The organism is Variovorax sp. Varisp46 (genome assembly GCF_059491885.1).
Genome location: NZ_CP168515.1, coordinates 1,610,871 through 1,625,706, shown reverse-complemented (window position 1 = coordinate 1,625,706; position 14,836 = coordinate 1,610,871). Strand labels below are relative to the sequence as shown.

The 14,836-nt window shown below is 68.1% G+C and carries 16 protein-coding genes; 12 read left to right on the top strand and 4 right to left on the bottom strand.

Annotated elements, in window-relative coordinates; all coding sequences use genetic code 11:
- Positions 1 to 89: 89 nt before the first annotated feature.
- The 5 genes from ACEN9N_RS07665 to ACEN9N_RS07645 all read left to right on the top strand — a co-directional run bounded on the left by ACEN9N_RS07665 (position 90) and on the right by ACEN9N_RS07645 (position 5,398).
- Positions 90 to 875: a sulfurtransferase gene (locus ACEN9N_RS07665; protein WP_042674241.1), complete on the top strand. Its 786-nt coding sequence runs from the start codon at positions 90 to 92 to the stop codon at positions 873 to 875.
- A gap of 12 nt (positions 876 to 887) precedes the next feature.
- On the top strand, positions 888 to 1,607 hold the full coding sequence (locus ACEN9N_RS07660; protein ID WP_495655798.1) for a response regulator: 720 nt from the start codon (positions 888 to 890) through the stop codon (positions 1,605 to 1,607).
- Complete coding sequence (locus ACEN9N_RS07655; protein WP_495655797.1) at positions 1,555 to 3,150, top strand: sensor histidine kinase; 1,596 nt, start codon at positions 1,555 to 1,557, stop codon at positions 3,148 to 3,150. The genes ACEN9N_RS07660 and ACEN9N_RS07655 overlap by 53 nt, the downstream gene beginning before the upstream one ends.
- A 144-nt stretch (positions 3,151 to 3,294) precedes the next feature.
- Positions 3,295 to 3,825 carry a tripartite tricarboxylate transporter TctB family protein gene (locus tag ACEN9N_RS07650; protein ID WP_495655796.1) on the top strand — a complete coding sequence of 177 codons (531 nt, stop codon included), beginning with the start codon at positions 3,295 to 3,297 and terminating at the stop codon, positions 3,823 to 3,825.
- Positions 3,826 to 3,829: 4 nt separating this feature from the next.
- The gene (locus tag ACEN9N_RS07645; protein ID WP_007837948.1) at positions 3,830 to 5,398 is read left to right on the top strand and encodes a tripartite tricarboxylate transporter permease; all 1,569 of its coding nucleotides are present in this window, start codon (positions 3,830 to 3,832) and stop codon (positions 5,396 to 5,398) included.
- A 112-nt stretch (positions 5,399 to 5,510) separates the two neighbouring features.
- Here ACEN9N_RS07645 and ACEN9N_RS07640 read toward each other — a convergent pair whose 3' ends face one another.
- The 4 genes from ACEN9N_RS07640 to ACEN9N_RS07625 form a co-directional block, all read right to left on the bottom strand.
- On the bottom strand, positions 5,511 to 6,434 hold the full coding sequence (locus ACEN9N_RS07640) for a pirin family protein (protein WP_413316292.1): 924 nt from the start codon (positions 6,432 to 6,434) through the stop codon (positions 5,511 to 5,513).
- Positions 6,435 to 6,457: 23 nt separating this feature from the next.
- Positions 6,458 to 7,009, bottom strand: coding sequence for a flavodoxin family protein (locus ACEN9N_RS07635; protein ID WP_495655795.1), 552 nt, complete (start codon positions 7,007 to 7,009; stop codon positions 6,458 to 6,460).
- 331 nt (positions 7,010 to 7,340) lie between these two features.
- Positions 7,341 to 7,763 carry a DoxX family protein gene (locus ACEN9N_RS07630; protein ID WP_413312009.1) on the bottom strand — a complete coding sequence of 141 codons (423 nt, stop codon included), beginning with the start codon at positions 7,761 to 7,763 and terminating at the stop codon, positions 7,341 to 7,343.
- An 80-nt stretch (positions 7,764 to 7,843) separates the two neighbouring features.
- The gene (locus ACEN9N_RS07625) at positions 7,844 to 8,545 is read right to left on the bottom strand and encodes a pirin family protein (protein ID WP_007834897.1); all 702 of its coding nucleotides are present in this window, start codon (positions 8,543 to 8,545) and stop codon (positions 7,844 to 7,846) included.
- A 160-nt stretch (positions 8,546 to 8,705) separates the two neighbouring features.
- Between ACEN9N_RS07625 and ACEN9N_RS07620 the strand changes: the two genes are divergently transcribed.
- The 7 genes from ACEN9N_RS07620 to ACEN9N_RS07590 all read left to right on the top strand — a co-directional run bounded on the left by ACEN9N_RS07620 (position 8,706) and on the right by ACEN9N_RS07590 (position 14,822).
- Positions 8,706 to 9,659 carry a LysR family transcriptional regulator gene (locus ACEN9N_RS07620; protein ID WP_007834898.1) on the top strand — a complete coding sequence of 318 codons (954 nt, stop codon included), beginning with the start codon at positions 8,706 to 8,708 and terminating at the stop codon, positions 9,657 to 9,659.
- 119 nt (positions 9,660 to 9,778) lie between these two features.
- Positions 9,779 to 10,861, top strand: coding sequence for an NAD(P)/FAD-dependent oxidoreductase (locus ACEN9N_RS07615; protein ID WP_495655794.1), 1,083 nt, complete (start codon positions 9,779 to 9,781; stop codon positions 10,859 to 10,861).
- A gap of 10 nt (positions 10,862 to 10,871) precedes the next feature.
- Positions 10,872 to 11,837 (top strand): tRNA glutamyl-Q(34) synthetase GluQRS, encoded by a 966-nt coding sequence (gluQRS, locus tag ACEN9N_RS07610; RefSeq protein WP_413312218.1) that lies wholly within the window; start codon positions 10,872 to 10,874, stop codon positions 11,835 to 11,837.
- Positions 11,837 to 12,607: a tRNA (guanosine(46)-N7)-methyltransferase TrmB gene (gene trmB / locus ACEN9N_RS07605; RefSeq protein ID WP_413312013.1), complete on the top strand. Its 771-nt coding sequence runs from the start codon at positions 11,837 to 11,839 to the stop codon at positions 12,605 to 12,607. The genes gluQRS and trmB overlap by 1 nt, the downstream gene beginning before the upstream one ends.
- Before the next feature lie 55 nt (positions 12,608 to 12,662).
- Positions 12,663 to 13,121, top strand: a complete 459-nt coding sequence (locus ACEN9N_RS07600) for a helix-turn-helix transcriptional regulator (RefSeq protein WP_007834906.1) — start codon at positions 12,663 to 12,665, stop codon at positions 13,119 to 13,121.
- A gap of 25 nt (positions 13,122 to 13,146) precedes the next feature.
- Positions 13,147 to 13,557, top strand: a complete 411-nt coding sequence (locus tag ACEN9N_RS07595) for a VOC family protein (protein WP_478178744.1) — start codon at positions 13,147 to 13,149, stop codon at positions 13,555 to 13,557.
- A 95-nt stretch (positions 13,558 to 13,652) separates the two neighbouring features.
- On the top strand, positions 13,653 to 14,822 hold the full coding sequence (locus ACEN9N_RS07590) for an ABC transporter substrate-binding protein (RefSeq protein ID WP_495655793.1): 1,170 nt from the start codon (positions 13,653 to 13,655) through the stop codon (positions 14,820 to 14,822).
- The last annotated feature ends 14 nt before the right edge of the window (positions 14,823 to 14,836 follow it).

Here is a 14,836-nt window from a genome sequence, read left to right as displayed (position 1 = left end):
GGGTTGGCAATCCCAGAAATCGCCGCCGGCCTGCCGGACAGAGGCCCCGAGCCCGGCGGGCACCGCGGCGACACCTAGAATCCCGCCCCGTGCAAGAGATTTTGAATATCGCGGCCTACAAGTTCGTGGCCATCGACGACAGCCCCGTGCTGCGCGAAGACCTGCGCGCCCGCGCGCAGGCCCTGGGACTCATGGGCACCATCCTGCTGGCACCCGAGGGCATCAACCTGTTCCTGGCCGGCCCCACCGACGGGGTGCGGGCTTTTCTGGCCCATTTGCGCGCCGATGCGCGCTTTGCCGACCTCGAGGCCAAGGAAAGCTGGTCCGCCGCGCAGCCCTTTCGCCGCATGCTGGTGAAGCTCAAGCGCGAGATCATCCGCATGGACCACCCGGCCATCCAGCCCGCCGCGGGCCGGGCGCCCGGCGTGGACGCCCCTACGCTCAAGCGCTGGCTCGACCAGGGCCATGACGACGAGGGCCGGGAGATCGCCCTGCTCGACACGCGCAATGCCTTCGAAGTCGATTACGGCAGCTTCGAAGGCGCCATCGACTGGCGCATCGGCAAGTTCACCGAGTTCCCGCCCGCCCTCAAGGCGCATCGCGAGGAGTTCAAGGGCAAGACGGTCGTGAGCTTCTGCACCGGCGGCATCCGCTGCGAGAAGGCCGCGATCCTGATGCGCGAGGAAGGCGTGGAGCATGTGCTCCAGCTCGAAGGCGGCATCCTCAAGTACTTCGAGGAAGTCGGCAGCGCGCACTACCAGGGCGACTGCTTCGTGTTCGACGGCCGCGAGGCCCTGGCGCCCGACTTGAGCGCGCGCTCGGCCCGCGCCAGTGCCCGCGCATCCGAAGATCCGGACCTCGGCATCAAGAAGTAACAAGGGCGCCGGATGCGGATCCTCCTGGTGGAAGACGAACTGGACATGGCCTCGTGGTTGGTCCGCGCTTTGACCCAGAGCGGCTTCGTGGCCGACCATGCGCCCGATGCGCGCACCGCCGAGGGCTTCATGGCCGGCACCGAATACGACGCCATCGTGCTCGACCTGCGCCTGCCCGACAAGCACGGCCTGAGCGTGCTGGCCGACATGCGCAATGCCGACGACCGCACGCCGGTGCTTATCCTCACCGCGCAGGGTGCCTTGCAGGATCGCGTGCGCGGCCTGAACCTGGGTGCCGACGACTTTCTCACCAAGCCTTTCGAGCTGGCCGAACTCGAAGCGCGCCTGTCGGCCCTGGTGCGCCGCAGCCGCGGCAAGCAGCACCCGCGCCTGCAGTGCGCCTCGCTGTCGTACGACAGCCAGAGCCACGCCTTCACGCTGCGCGGCGCGCTGCTGTCGCTCACGCCGCGCGAACAGGCCGCGCTCACCGCCCTGCTGATGCGCAGCGGCGCGCCGGTCGGCAAGTCGCAGCTCTTTGCCAAGGTGTTCACCAACGACAGCACCGCCGGCCCCGACGCCATCGAGGTGGTGCTGCACCGGCTGCGGCGCAAGCTCGCGGACAGCGACGTGCGCATCGTCACCGTGCGTGGCCTGGGCTACATGCTGGAGAGCATTGCCGATGGATCCTCTGCCCCAGCACTCCACCCCGAACGCCCCGGCGAAGACGACTGAGCCGGCGCCGCAGCAAGTGCGGCGCTTCGGCATCCGCGCGCGGCTGCTCGCGCTGCTGCTGCCCGGCATCGTCGCACTGCTGGCGCTCGACAGCTGGAGCGACTATCAGGCGCTGACCGATTCGCTGGTGGTCGCCTACGACCAGAGCCTGCTCGAACCCGTGCAGGCGCTGGCCAACGGCATCGTGGTGGCCGGCGACGGCAGCGTGCGCGTGCAGGAGCCGTTCTCGATCCAGGCAATGTTCGAGTCCACGCACCTGCGCTACAAGTACCTGCACGTCGGCGTGCAGCGCATTCCCAAAGGCGAGACGCTGGACGTGAACTCGCCCGAGACCACGCTGATGGGCGTGCCTGGCCTGCCCCGCCCGGCGCAGCGTCCGACCGACGGCACGCCGGTCTTCTACGACGCGGTGCACGAGCAGCATCCGGTGCGCGTGGCCGCGCTGCGGCAGACGGTGTACGACGACGTCCACCCCGGCGTTGCCTATAGCGTGCTGATCCAGGCAGCCGAGGGCATCGGCCCGCGCACCGAGGCCCAGGCCGAGACGCTGCGCCAGGAACTGCTGCGCGACACGCGCATGGTGCTGGTGATGGCGCTGCTGGTGTGGCTCGGCGTGGCCTGGTCGCTGCGCCCGCTGGAGCGCCTGCGCCGCTCGCTGCGCGAACGCTCGCGCGACGACCTGAAGCCGCTCGACGCCAGCGGCGTGCCGCAGGAAGTCGTGCCGCTGGTCGACGCGGTGAACCACCACATCGCGGGCCATCGGCGCATGGTGGCCGAGCAATCGCAGTTCCTGGCCGATGCCTCGCACCAGTTGCGCACGCCGCTGAGCATCCTGTCGATCCAGGCGGGCTACGCGGTGCGCGAGACCGATCCGGCGCGCATGCGCGAGTCGCTGCACGCCATCGTCGCGCAGCTCGCGCGCACGCGCCGCCTGAGCGAACAGTTGCTGGCACTGGCCCACGCCACCGCCGAAGACGAGACCGCCCCGGCCGAGCCCGCGGTGGCCGACCTCAACGCCATCGCGCGCGCCGTGGTGCTGCAGTACCTGCCGCTGGCGCGCGAGAACGACCAGGACCTGGGCTGGGTCGATGCGCGCGGCGACACTGCGAACGGCGTGGCGGACATCGACGGTACCGACGAGGCCGGCGAGGAAAACGACCCGCCCGTGCTGCCCGTCGCGGCCAACGCCGCAGAGTTGCACGAGGCGCTCGCCAACCTCGTGCACAACGCCATCAAGTACACGCCGCGCGGCGGCAACATCACCGTGACCGTGCGGCGCGAGGCTTCGTACGCCCTGGCCGAGGTGTGCGACAGCGGACCGGGCATTGCGCCCGAACGGCGCGAGCAGGTGTTCGAGCGTTTCCATCGCGCCCCTTCCGCAGGCGCCGATGCTGCGCACGGCGCGGGCCTTGGCCTGACCATTGCGCGCAGCTATGCGCGGCGCAACGGCGGCGAGATCGAACTCGACAATGCCGACATGCCGGAGAGCGCCAACGGCGGCGGACTGCGCGCCATCCTGAGGCTGCCGCTGTGCGCCTTCTGAGGTCCTTTTTGCTAGGGTTTCACCGCATATGCCGGTACGTGAATACACGTATTTTGCGGGCCACCGGGCCGTTTGGACGTGATCCGAAAGGCGATTGAAAGTCTCGATTCCTAGACTCCGCTCCTTCCAAACGAAGGAGTCTCAATGCATCACCAGCTCGGTGAAGATCCGGTCTCGCACGCGCCCCGGCCCGCTTCAAAATTCAAAAAAGATTACTACGGCGGCGCCCTGCTGATCGTCATCGGACTGGCCGCGGTATACGCCGGCATCGGCTACCGCGTGGGCGAGCTGGCGCACATGGGACCGGGCTTCTTTCCGGTTGCGCTCGGCGGGTTGCTGGCGCTCACCGGCCTGCTCATTGCCATCTCGGCGCGCGCCGAGAAGCCCGCGAGCGGCGCCAGTGAAGAGGCTGCGTCGCACGGCCATCCGGGCGGCATGCCCGACATGCGCGGTTGCATCTGCATCATCCTCGGCATCCTCGCGTTCCTGCTGTTCGGCGAGTACGGCGGCCTCCTGCCAGCCACCTTCGCGATCGTGTTCATCTCAGCGCTCGGCGACCGCGACAACACGCTGACCGAAGCCTTGCTGCTCTCGCTCGCGATGTCGTTCATCGCGGTGGTCGTCTTCTGGTGGGCGCTGAAGCTGCAGCTGCCCCTGTTCCAATGGGGAGGCTGAGATCATGATCGGTCAATCGCTTCACGACCTCTGGTTCGGCTTCGGCGTTGCGTTCCAGGGCTCCAACCTGCTGTGGTCGTTCTTCGGCGTGCTGGTGGGCAACCTGATCGGTGTGCTGCCGGGCATGGGCGCGCTGCAGGCCATCTCGATCCTGCTGCCACTCACCTACGCGATGCATCCGGTGCCCGCCATCCTGATGCTGGCCGGCATCTTCTACGGCTCGCAGTACGGCGGCGCCATCGGTGCCATCCTGATGAACATGCCGTCGCACCCGCCGCACGCGGTGACCTGTCTGGACGGGTACCCGATGACCAAGCAGGGCAAGGGGGGCGTCGCGCTCGGGGTGACGATGATCGCCTCGTTCTTCGCGGCGTCCGTCGGCATCATCGTGATGATCTTCGCCTCGCCGCTGCTGGTGCAGATCGCGTTCAAGTTCGGCCCGACCGAGATCTTCTCGATCATGCTGCTGGGCCTGCTCGCCGGCTCCACCATGTCCCGCGGCTCGCCGCTCAAGGGCGTGGCGATGACGCTGTTCGGCCTGCTGTGCGGCGTGGTCGGCACCGACGTGAACAGCGGCAGCTTCCGCTTCGCGTTCGGCCTGCCCGAACTGAGCGACGGCCTCGAACTCGTGGCGATCTCGATGGGCCTGTTCGGCGTGGCCGACTTCCTGCTCAACGTGAACCGCATGAAGGCCATCGGCGACACCGGTACGCTCAAGCTCAGCGACATGCGCCCGAGCAAGGAAGAACTCAAGCGCGCCTTCCCCGCCATGCTGCGCGGCACGCTGGTGGGCACGGTGTTCGGCGCAATGCCCGGCACGGGCCCGACCATCACCACCTTCATCGCCTATGCGCTGGAGCGCAAGGTGTCGAAGACGCCGAACAAGTTCGGCACCGGCATGATCGAAGGCGTGGCCGGCCCCGAGGCCTCTGCCCACTCGAAGACGCAGGTCGACTTCATCCCGACGATGAGCCTGGGCATTCCGGGCGACGCGGTGATGGCACTGATCCTGGGTGCGCTGCTGATCCAGGGCATCCAGCCCGGCCCGCAGCTCATCACCGAGCATCCGGACATCTTCTGGGGCCTGATCGCCTCGTTCTGGATCGGCAACGTGATCCTCGTGATCCTGAACGTGCCGATGATCGGCGTGTGGGTGAAGCTGCTGAAGGTGCCCTACAAGTACCTGTTCCCGGCCGCGATGTTCTTCATTGCGACGGGCGTGTACAGCACGCAGAACAGCCTGTTCCAGATCTGGGAAGTGCTGGTGTTCGGCATCGTCGGCGCCGTGCTGATGACGCTCGAATTCTCGGTCGCGCCGATCCTGCTGGGCTTCGTGCTCGGGCCAATGGTGGAAGAGAACTTCCGCCGCGCACTGCTGCTCTCGCGCGGCGACATGTCGGTGTTCGTGACGCGTCCGATCAGCGGCACTTTCATCGGCCTGTGCGCGCTGCTGCTGGCGGGCGTGGGCTACTCGGCGTGGCGCGCTCGTGGCGGCCGCAAGGCCATGGTCGAGCTGCCGAAGGCGCCGGAAGGCTCGCCACCGGCCGAGGCGGTGTCCCTCAGCGGCGAATGACCCGCGCGCTTCGCCAATGCAGAGGGCCCGTTGAACGGGCCCTTTTTCATGGCACTTGTTGATCGAGCGAAACAACGCCTGCGCACGCGCTCCGGACAACGGGCACTCGAGATCAGACCGGCGTAGTGCCCACATCAGGCTCGCGCACGCCAAAAGGCTTGCCGGGCAGCGGAATGAACTCGGTCTCGCCGGGCACATGGCCCATGCGCTGGGCGGCCCAGTCGGAGCCGGCTTCGAGGATGCGCTCGCGCCGGCTGGAGACGAAGTTCCAGGTGATGTAGCGCGGACCGTCGAGCGGTCCGCCACCGATCACCATCAGGCGCGCGGCGGTGTCGGAAGCCAGCACCGCGCCCTGGCCGTCGGGCAGCACGGCCATGGTGTGCACGGAAACAGGCTCGCCGTTCACGCTGACATCGGCATCGACCGCATAGATGGCCAGCTCGGGCGCCAGCGCGGGCAGCACGAAGCGCCCGCCTGCCGGCAGCGCGATGTCGAGGTACACGGTCTGCGACAGCGTCTTGACCGGCGAACGCGCACCGAAGGCCTCGCCCACCAGCACGCGCACGCCGGCGTCCTGCTCTTTCAACTCGGGAATCGCGTCGGCCGGCGTGTGCTCGAAGCTGGGCTCGATCTCTTCATGCGCCTGCGGCAATGCTGCCCACAGTTGCAGGCCGTGGTTCACGTAGGTGTCGGCCTTGAGGCGCTCGGGCTTGCGCTCGGAGTGCACGATGCCGCGCCCCGCGGTCATCCAGTTGATGGCGCCGGGCAGGATCTCCTGCACGCTGCCGAGGCTGTCGCGATGCATCATCGCGCCCTTGAAGAGATACGTGACCGTCGAGAGGCCGATGTGCGGATGCGGCCGCACGTCGTGCTCCGTGCCCGGCTGCTCGGTGGCCGGGCCGAAATGGTCGAAGAACACAAACGGGCCGACCGATCGGCGCTGCGCCGCGGGCAGCAGGCGCCGCACCTTGAAGCCACCGCCGAGGTCCTTGTCGTGCGGGTTGAGCAATTGGGTCTCGGGGTTGGTGTCGGCCATCGTGTTCTCCGTGGGGTTGCCGGTTATTCGCGCGATCTTGCCACTGTGCCGATGCGCTCGCCGAACGCGCGGGCGGTGTCGAAGTCGCCTTTCGGCATTTCGGCCGGGCTGGCGTCGGACGGCGACTGCGTCAGCAGGCCGCCGTAGCCGCCCACGTAGTTCATCGAGTCGCGCGTGGCGGCCTTGCTGTTGGCCGGCAGGATGCCCATGCTGACCCAGATGCCGCCGTGCTGCATCGCGAGCGTCCAGAGGTAGGTCATGGTGGTGACCTTGTCGCCGTTCATGGTCGCGCTGTTGGTGAAGCCGGCGAAGAGCTTGTCCTTCCAGCCCTGCGTGTACCAGACCTTCGACGACGCGTCGGCGAATTTCTTGAACTGCCAGCTCACGCCGCCCATGTAGGTTGGCGAGCCGAAGATGATCGCGTCGGCCGCGGCGAGCAGTTCCCAGCCGCCTTCGGGCAGGTTGCCGTCCGCGTCGATGGCGAGCAATTGGGCGTCAGCGCCATCGGCCACGGCTTGCGCCACGCGCTGGGTGTGGCCGTAGCCGGAATGGAAGACGGCGACGATGTTTGCCATGGGATGTTTTCTCCAGTGACTGTGGGTTGTTCGGGGTGCTTTTGTTCGGGGTGCGTGCACAGGACACCGGGTACTCCCCTCCGCGAATGTCCCCCGCCTTCGGCTCCTCCTTTATTTCGCTGCGGGGAGCACCCGGTGCCCTGTGCACGAAGGGCGCTCTGCTCATGCCGGCAGTTCAACCGCCCTGCTGAACGATCACGCCGATGGGGTGCCTTGTGCAGCGAAATAAAGGAGGAGGCCGCAGGCCGGGGGACATTCGCGGAGCAAGGTACCCCGTCGGCATGAGCGCACCCCGAAACGACCCGAAGTGCGCGAAGCCTCCAGGAAGAGCTTACTTTCTATCGATGCTGAACCGACCAGCGCCGAAAGCAGCGATCGCAAGCAGGCCACCGGCAATCGCGATGTTCTTGTTGAAGTTGATCTGCTGCATCATTTTCATCGCGTCGGGCGCGGACCAGTACTTGTGGAAGAACAGCGCCGTGACCACAGAGAAGATCGCCATCACGATGGCGGTCCAGCGGGTCTTGAAGCCCAGCAGCAGCGCAATGCCAAGGCCCAGTTCGATGAGGATCGCGATGGCCGCCGCTACTTCGGGCAGCGGCAGGCTGGCCGAGGTGATGTAGCCGACCGTGCCGCCGAAGCCCATGAGCTTGCCGATGCCGGCGGGAATGAACAGGTAGGCGACCAGGATGCGGCCGATCAGAGCGAGCGTGTCTTGTGTGGAATTGGTGGTGGTTGCGGTTGCGGTTGCCATGGTTGAAAACTCCTCGGTTGTTGAAAAAGAAAAAAGAGAAAAGAAAAGAACCGGGCGCACCACGCGCCCGGCAAGGGGGATCAGGCGGCCAGGTCGAACACCAGCACTTCGGCGTCCTTGCCGGCGCCCAGCGTCAGTTGCGATTCGCCTTGCAGCATCGCGGCGTCGCCGCCGACAAGCTTCTGGCCGTTCACTTCGAGCTCGCCGCGCACCAGGTGCACATAGCTCTTGCGCTGCGGGTCGAGCGCCAGGCCGGCCTTTTCCTCGCCGTCGAGCAGGCCGGCGTACAGGCGGGCATCGGCATGCACCGTCACCGAGCCGTCGCTGCCGTCGGGCGAGGCCACGAGGCGCAGCTTGCCGCGCTTCTCGGCGTCGGTGAACTGCTTCTGTTCGTAGCCCGGCGCAATGCCGCGCACATTCGGCTCGATCCAGATCTGCAGGAAGTGCGTGGTCTCGTCGGCCTTGTGGTTGAACTCGCTGTGCATCACGCCGCGGCCCGCGCTCATGCGCTGCACGTCGCCCGGCGGAATGCTTTCCACGTTGCCCATGCTGTCCTTGTGCGCCAGTTCGCCCGAGAGCACGTAGCTGATGATCTCCATGTCCTTGTGGCCGTGGGTGCCGAAACCGGCGCCCGCCGCCACGCGGTCTTCGTTGATCACCCGCAGGTTGCCGAAACCCATGTAGGCAGGGTCGTAGTAACCGGCGAAGGAAAAGCTGTGGAACGAGCGCAGCCAGCCATGGTCGGCATAACCGCGTTCCTGAGATTTACGGACTTGCAACATCGTCGAACTCCTTTGGCCCTGCCCCGTTGGGGTGTGCGGGCCTTTTTCGTATGCCGCGCCGGATGCGCAGCGGATGTGAAGAACTTTAGGTCCGCACCCCATTCGGAAAGACGCCTCGGTTTGATGGCACCATTCAAATAATTTGATCAATGGAGCCCCTATGCCCAGCCCCCGAGACGTGCTGACCCCCGACGCCCTCGCCATGCTCCAGACCGTGGCCGGCACCGGCAGCTTTGCTGCCGCCGCCCGCTCGCTGAACCTCGTGCCGAGCGCGTTGAGCTACCGCGTGCGCCAGATCGAGGACGCGCTCGACGTGCTGCTGTTCGACCGCAGCGCCCGCCAGGCGCGGCTGACCGAGGCCGGCGCCGAACTGCTGCGCGAGGCCGACCGGCTGCTGGCCGAGATCGATGCGGTGGCCAACCGGGTGAAGCGCGTGGCCACGGGCTGGGAGCCGATGCTGACCATCGCGGTCGACAGCGTGATCGCGCGCGACCCGCTGCTCGACCTGGCCACCGCCTTCTTCGCCCTCGAGCCGCCGACGAGGCTCAAGCTGCGCGACGAGACGCTGCTGGGCACCATCGAGGCGCTGACCACCGGCGAGGCCGACCTGGCCATCGGCGCGGTGCTCGATGCGGCGAGCCTGACGTTCACCGCCACCGGCATCCGCAGCCGGCTGATCGGCGAGCTGCGTTTCGTCTACGCCGTGGCGCCGCAACATCCGCTGGCGCGCGTGTCCGAGCCGCTGAGCGACGCGGTGATGCGGCAGCACCGCGCGGTGGCCGCAGCCGATTCGGCGCGGCACGGCCCCAGCATGACGGTGAACCTCGTGAGCGGGCAGGACGTGCTCACCGTGCCGAGCATGCAGGCCAAGATCGCGGCGCAGCTGCACGGGCTGGGCGGTGGCTTCCTGCCGGAGCCGATGGCGCGGCCGTACATCGAGGCCGGGCACCTGGTCGAGCTGAAGACGGAGCGCAAGCCGCCACTTGGAACGATGCATTGCGCATGGCGCGTGCGCAGCGCGGGCAAGCCGGGGAAGGCGCTCGAATGGTGGCTGGCGCAGTTCGAGCACGAAGGCACGCGGCGCGCGTTGCTCGATCGGCATCGGGGCCGATAAGTATTGCCGAGGATCGCGCGGCTTCGCTAAGGGTGTGCCCTCAGGCGAAGCCCCTCTCGGACCGATGTAGAGTGCAGACACATCCAACCGCATTCCCACCCAGAAGAAAAGAGTCTGCAATGAGCACTCGCGCAACTGCCAAGCCCTCCGTCCGCCACCGAACCCCAGCCACCCCGCGCCATTACGCCGTCGTCGGCGCTGGCATTGCCGGGGTGGCCTGTGCGCGAACGCTGGTGCAAGCCGGCCACAAGGTCACGCTGTTCGAACGCGAGGCCACGGCCGGCGGACGCATGGCGAGCATCGACACCGCCTTCGGCCGCTTCGACAGCGGCGCGCAGTACTTCACCGTGCGCGACCCGCGCTTTGCGCTCGCGCTGGCAAGCACGCCCGGCCTGTGCAAGCGCTGGAGCGCCAACCTCGTGCGCGTGCTCGACGCCCACGGCCGCGTAGCCGAGGCGGCCCTGCCCTCGCTCGAGCCGCACTGGGTGGCGCAGCCCGGCATGGATGCGCTGGTGGCCCATTGGGCCAAGCCGCTCGGCGACAGCCTCGTCGCCGGCACGCAGGTCACGCAGATCGAGCCCGATGCACTTGCCCCCCAGCGCTGGCAGCTGCGCACCACGGGCACCGACGACTCCCGGCACGTGTATTCGGGCTTCGACGCCGTGCTGCTCGCCGTGCCGCCTTCGCGCGCCCGCGCGCTGCTGGGCAACGGCAAGCTCTCGGCCACGCTCAGCCGCAAGATCGAACCCGTGCGCATCGCGCCCTGCTGGACGCTGATGATTGCCTACCCCCAGGCCAACCAGCCCACCATGTCGCACCTCGGCCCGCAGTGGAATGCGGCGCGCAGTACCCACCACCGCGTGGCATGGCTGGCGCGCGAATCCTCCAAGCCCGGCCGCGAGCCCGTCGAACGCTGGACGCTGCAGGCCAGCGCCGCATGGTCGCAGGAACACGTGCGCGACACGCCCACGCGCGTCGAGGCCAAGCTGCTGCGCGCCTTCGCCGAGATCACCGGCGTCCATGCCACCCCCGCGCACGCCCAGGCGCTGTGCTGGAGCGAAGCGCAGACACAGGTGCCGATGGGCACCACCCACCTCTGGGACGCCAAGGCGCGCATCGGCGTGGCTGGCGACTGGTGCACCGGCCACCGCGTGGAAGACGCGTTCCTCTCCGGCCTGTCGCTCGCACTCGAAGTCATCTGACCGGGAGATGATGAGGGAGACCGGCCGCTTCGCGCCCTCGCCCACCGGCCCGCTGCATGCGGGTTCTCTCGTGGCAGCGCTGGCAAGCTGGCTCGACGTGCGCGCCCGCGGTCCGCAGGCGCGCTGGCTGGTCCGTATCGAAGACGCCGATACCGAGCGCTGCCTGCCCGGCATGGGCGAGCACATCCTCCAGCAGTTGGCCGATTGCAGCCTTCTGCCCGACGAAGCCCCCGTGTGGCAGACCCAGCGCACCGCGCGCTACGAAGCCGCACTGGCCAGGCTGCAGGCCTGCGACCTGGCCTACCCCTGCGGCTGCTCGCGCAAGGACATCAACCAGGCGCTCGCGCGCCTCGGCCTGCGGCACGAGCGCCACGGCGAGCGGGTCTATCCCGGCACCTGCCGCAACGGACTGCACGGCAAGCCGGCGCGCGCCTGGCGCTTCGCCACCGCGAAGTTCGAAGCCGACCAGCCGCCCACACCGGGCGTGCCCTGGGAGGAAGAAGACGCCGACGCCCCGGATGCCGGCAGCGAACTCTGCTGGACCGACCGCCGCCTCGGCCGCCAGTGCCAGAACGTGAGCCGCGAAGTCGGCGACTTCGTGCTGCGCCGCGCCGATGGCCCGTGGGCCTATCAGCTCGCCGTGGTGGTCGACGATGCCGAACAGGGCGTGACCGACGTGGTCCGCGGCGAGGACCTCACCGACAACACGGCGCGCCAGATCCTGCTGCAGCGCGCGCTCGGTTTTCCCACACCCAGCTACCTGCACACACCGCTGGTGCGCGGCGCCGATGGCGACAAGTTGTCGAAGCAGAACGGCGCCACCTCGATCGACACGGGCACGCCCGAAGCTGCCTTGGCCGCACTGGACAGCGCCGCGCGCGTGCTCGGCCTGCGACCCACCACGGCCACCGGCTGCGCGGACGCCCTGGCCGGCTGGGTGCCCGAATGGCGCGCTCTCTACAATTCGCAGCCGTAATGAATTCTCCCGACACCGTGTCCAACGACCTCCCGCGCAGCGACGATGCGCCCTCTTCCGAAGGCAGCGACGACGCGGCCAAGCCGCACCCGCTGCATCGCCGCCTCAAGAGCTTCGTGAAGCGCGCCGGCCGCACCACCGACGGCCAGGCACGCGCCTTTTCCGAACTGGGCCCGCTGTTCCTGCTGCCCTACAAGCCCGAACCGCTCGACCTGACTGCCGCCTTCGGCGGCCGCGCCGGCCCTACGGTGCTGGAGATCGGCTTCGGCATGGGCGAGGCCACTGCGCACATCGCCACCGTGCTGCCCGAGACCAACTTCCTCTGCTGCGAAGTGCACGAGCCCGGCGTGGGCGCGCTGCTCAAGCGCATCGGCGAGCAGTCGCTGTCGAACATCCGCATCTGCGCCCACGACGCGGTCGACGTGCTCGACCACATGCTGCAGCCCGGCACCCTGGCCGGCGTGCACGTGTTCTTCCCCGACCCGTGGCACAAGAAGCGCCACAACAAGCGCCGCCTGATCCAGCCCGAGTTCGTGACCAAGCTCGCGCAGCACCTGCGCCCTGGCGGCTACATCCATTGCGCCACCGACTGGCAGCCCTATGCCGAGCAGATGCTCGAAGTGCTGTCGGCCGAGCCGCTGCTGCGCAACACGGCCGAAGGCTATGCACCCAAGCCCGGCTACCGCCCTCTCACCAAGTTCGAGAACCGCGGCATCAAGCTGGGGCATGGCGTGTGGGACCTGGTGTTCGAGCGGGTCGCATCGACCTGACCACGCCCTGTCAGCGGGCTTGAGCGCCCCGGTGGGGCGTGGCACGATCCCGCGGATGACCAGCAAACCCGAAGCGGCGCAGCATCTGCGCGACCTCGCACGGCTGCGCCGCGTTCGCGACCGCATCGACCGGGAATACGCACAGCCGCTGGACGTCGAGGCGCTCGCCTATGGCGTGCACATGTCGGCCGGACACCTCAGCCGCCAGTTCCGGCTCGCCTACGGCGAGTCGCCCTATTCCTATCTGATGACCCGGCGCATCGAACGCGCGATGGCACTGCTGCGCCGCGGCGACCTCAACGTCACCGAGGTCTGCTTCGAGGTCGGCTGCTCGTCGCTGGGCACCTTCAGCACGCGCTTCGCCGAACTGGTCGGCGTGCCGCCCAGCACCTACCGGCGCCAAGCCGCGCATGCGGCCGCGGGAATGCCGGCGTGCGTGGCGAAACAGGTCACCAGACCGATCAGGAATCGAGAAGCGCCACTCGAAGGTCCGAATCTAGACTGGCCGGCCTGACAACACCTGGACTGGACCGAGCACCATGAACATCACCATTCACGCGAGTTTTCTCCCCCACAACGACCCCGAAGCCTCCCTGGCCTTCTACCGCGACCTCCTCGGCTTCGAGGTCCGCAACGACGTCGGATACGGGGGCATGCGCTGGATCACGGTCGGCCCCGCCGGCCAGCCCGGCACGTCCATCGTGCTGGCGCCGCCGGCCGCCTACCCCGGCATCACCGACGACGAGCGCCGCACCATCGCCGAGATGATGGCCAAGGGCACCTATGCCGCCATCCTGCTGGCCACCCCCGATCTCGAGGACACCTTCGCACGGCTGCAGTCCAGCGACACCGAGATCGTCCAGGAGCCGACCGACCAGCCGTACGGCGTTCGCGACTGCGCCGTACGCGATCCTGCAGGCAGCCTGATCCGCATCCAGCAGCTGTCCTGAGCCGGCTCCTCGCGACCAGGAGGCCGAGCTAACCCGCCTTCCCCCTTGGCCCCGAAATTGCTACACTTTTTTACTAATGTGAAAGAAGGTGTCCAATGAACGGATCACGCAGAGAGTGGTTGGGCAAGGCATGGGGCGCGGTGATGCTGGGCAGCGGCATCGGCATTGCTCACCCCGCCATGGCGCAGTCCGCGCGCACGGCGGCCGGCGCACCGCGTGTCGTACTGCTTGGGCAATCGGTGCCGCTCACGGGCAGTGCCAACGAGATCGGCACCGCCTTCGCCGCCGGCAGCCGCCTCGCGGTGAGCGACTTCAACGAACGCAACGCCGCCAGCGGCCTGCAGCTGAAGCTGCTGCAGCTCGACGACGGCTACGACGCGGCCCGCGCCGCCGTCAACGCGCGCACCCTGCTCACCACCCAGAAGGCTGACATGCTCTTCGGCTTCGTCGGCACGGCCAGCAGCGAGGCCGGCGCCAACGTTGCGACGCAGCAGGGCAGCCTGCTGTTCGCGCCCTTCGCGGCCTCCGACACGCTGCGCGGCGCCGACCATCCCAACGTGTTCCACGTGCGGCCCGGCATGATCGACGAGGCCCTGAAAATCGTGAAGCAGTGCGCCACCGTGGGGCAGACCCGCGTGGCGCTGGTGGGCGACGACGACGCGATGGGCCGCGCCGGCCTCGCGGCCGTCGAGCAGGCCATCAGCGAACTCAAGCTCACGCCGCTGGTCGAAACCGCACTGGTGCCGCCGACCGGCGACAAGCTCGACGCAGCCTTGAAGGCGGTGCAGCAGCAGTCGCCCCAGGCCATTGTGCTGGTGTCGCTCTCGGGCACCACGGCCAACGCCATCCGCAAGCTGCGCAAGAGCGGCTATGCGGGCAACTTCATGGCCTTCTCCATCGTCGGCATCGACCCGCTCTACGCCACGCTCGGCAAGGACATCGGCGGCATCGTGATCTCCCAGGTGGTGCCCTCGCCGCGGCCATCGGCCATTCCCATCGTCAAGGAGTACCTTGCGGCCGTCGACAACTCCGACCAGACCGCGTCGTACGAAGGCCTCGAAGGCTTCATCGCGGCCAAGGCGGCCGGCGAGGCCGTGCGCCGCGCGGGCCGCGGCTTCAACACGGCGAGCCTGCTGCGTGTGATGTCCGGCATGACCGACTACGACGTGGGCGGCTTCCGCATCAACCTGCGCCCGGGCCTGCGCGACAGCGTGCGCAGCATCGACCTCATCAGCATCTCCGCCGACGGCCGCGTATTGCGCTGATGCCTGCGCACGGG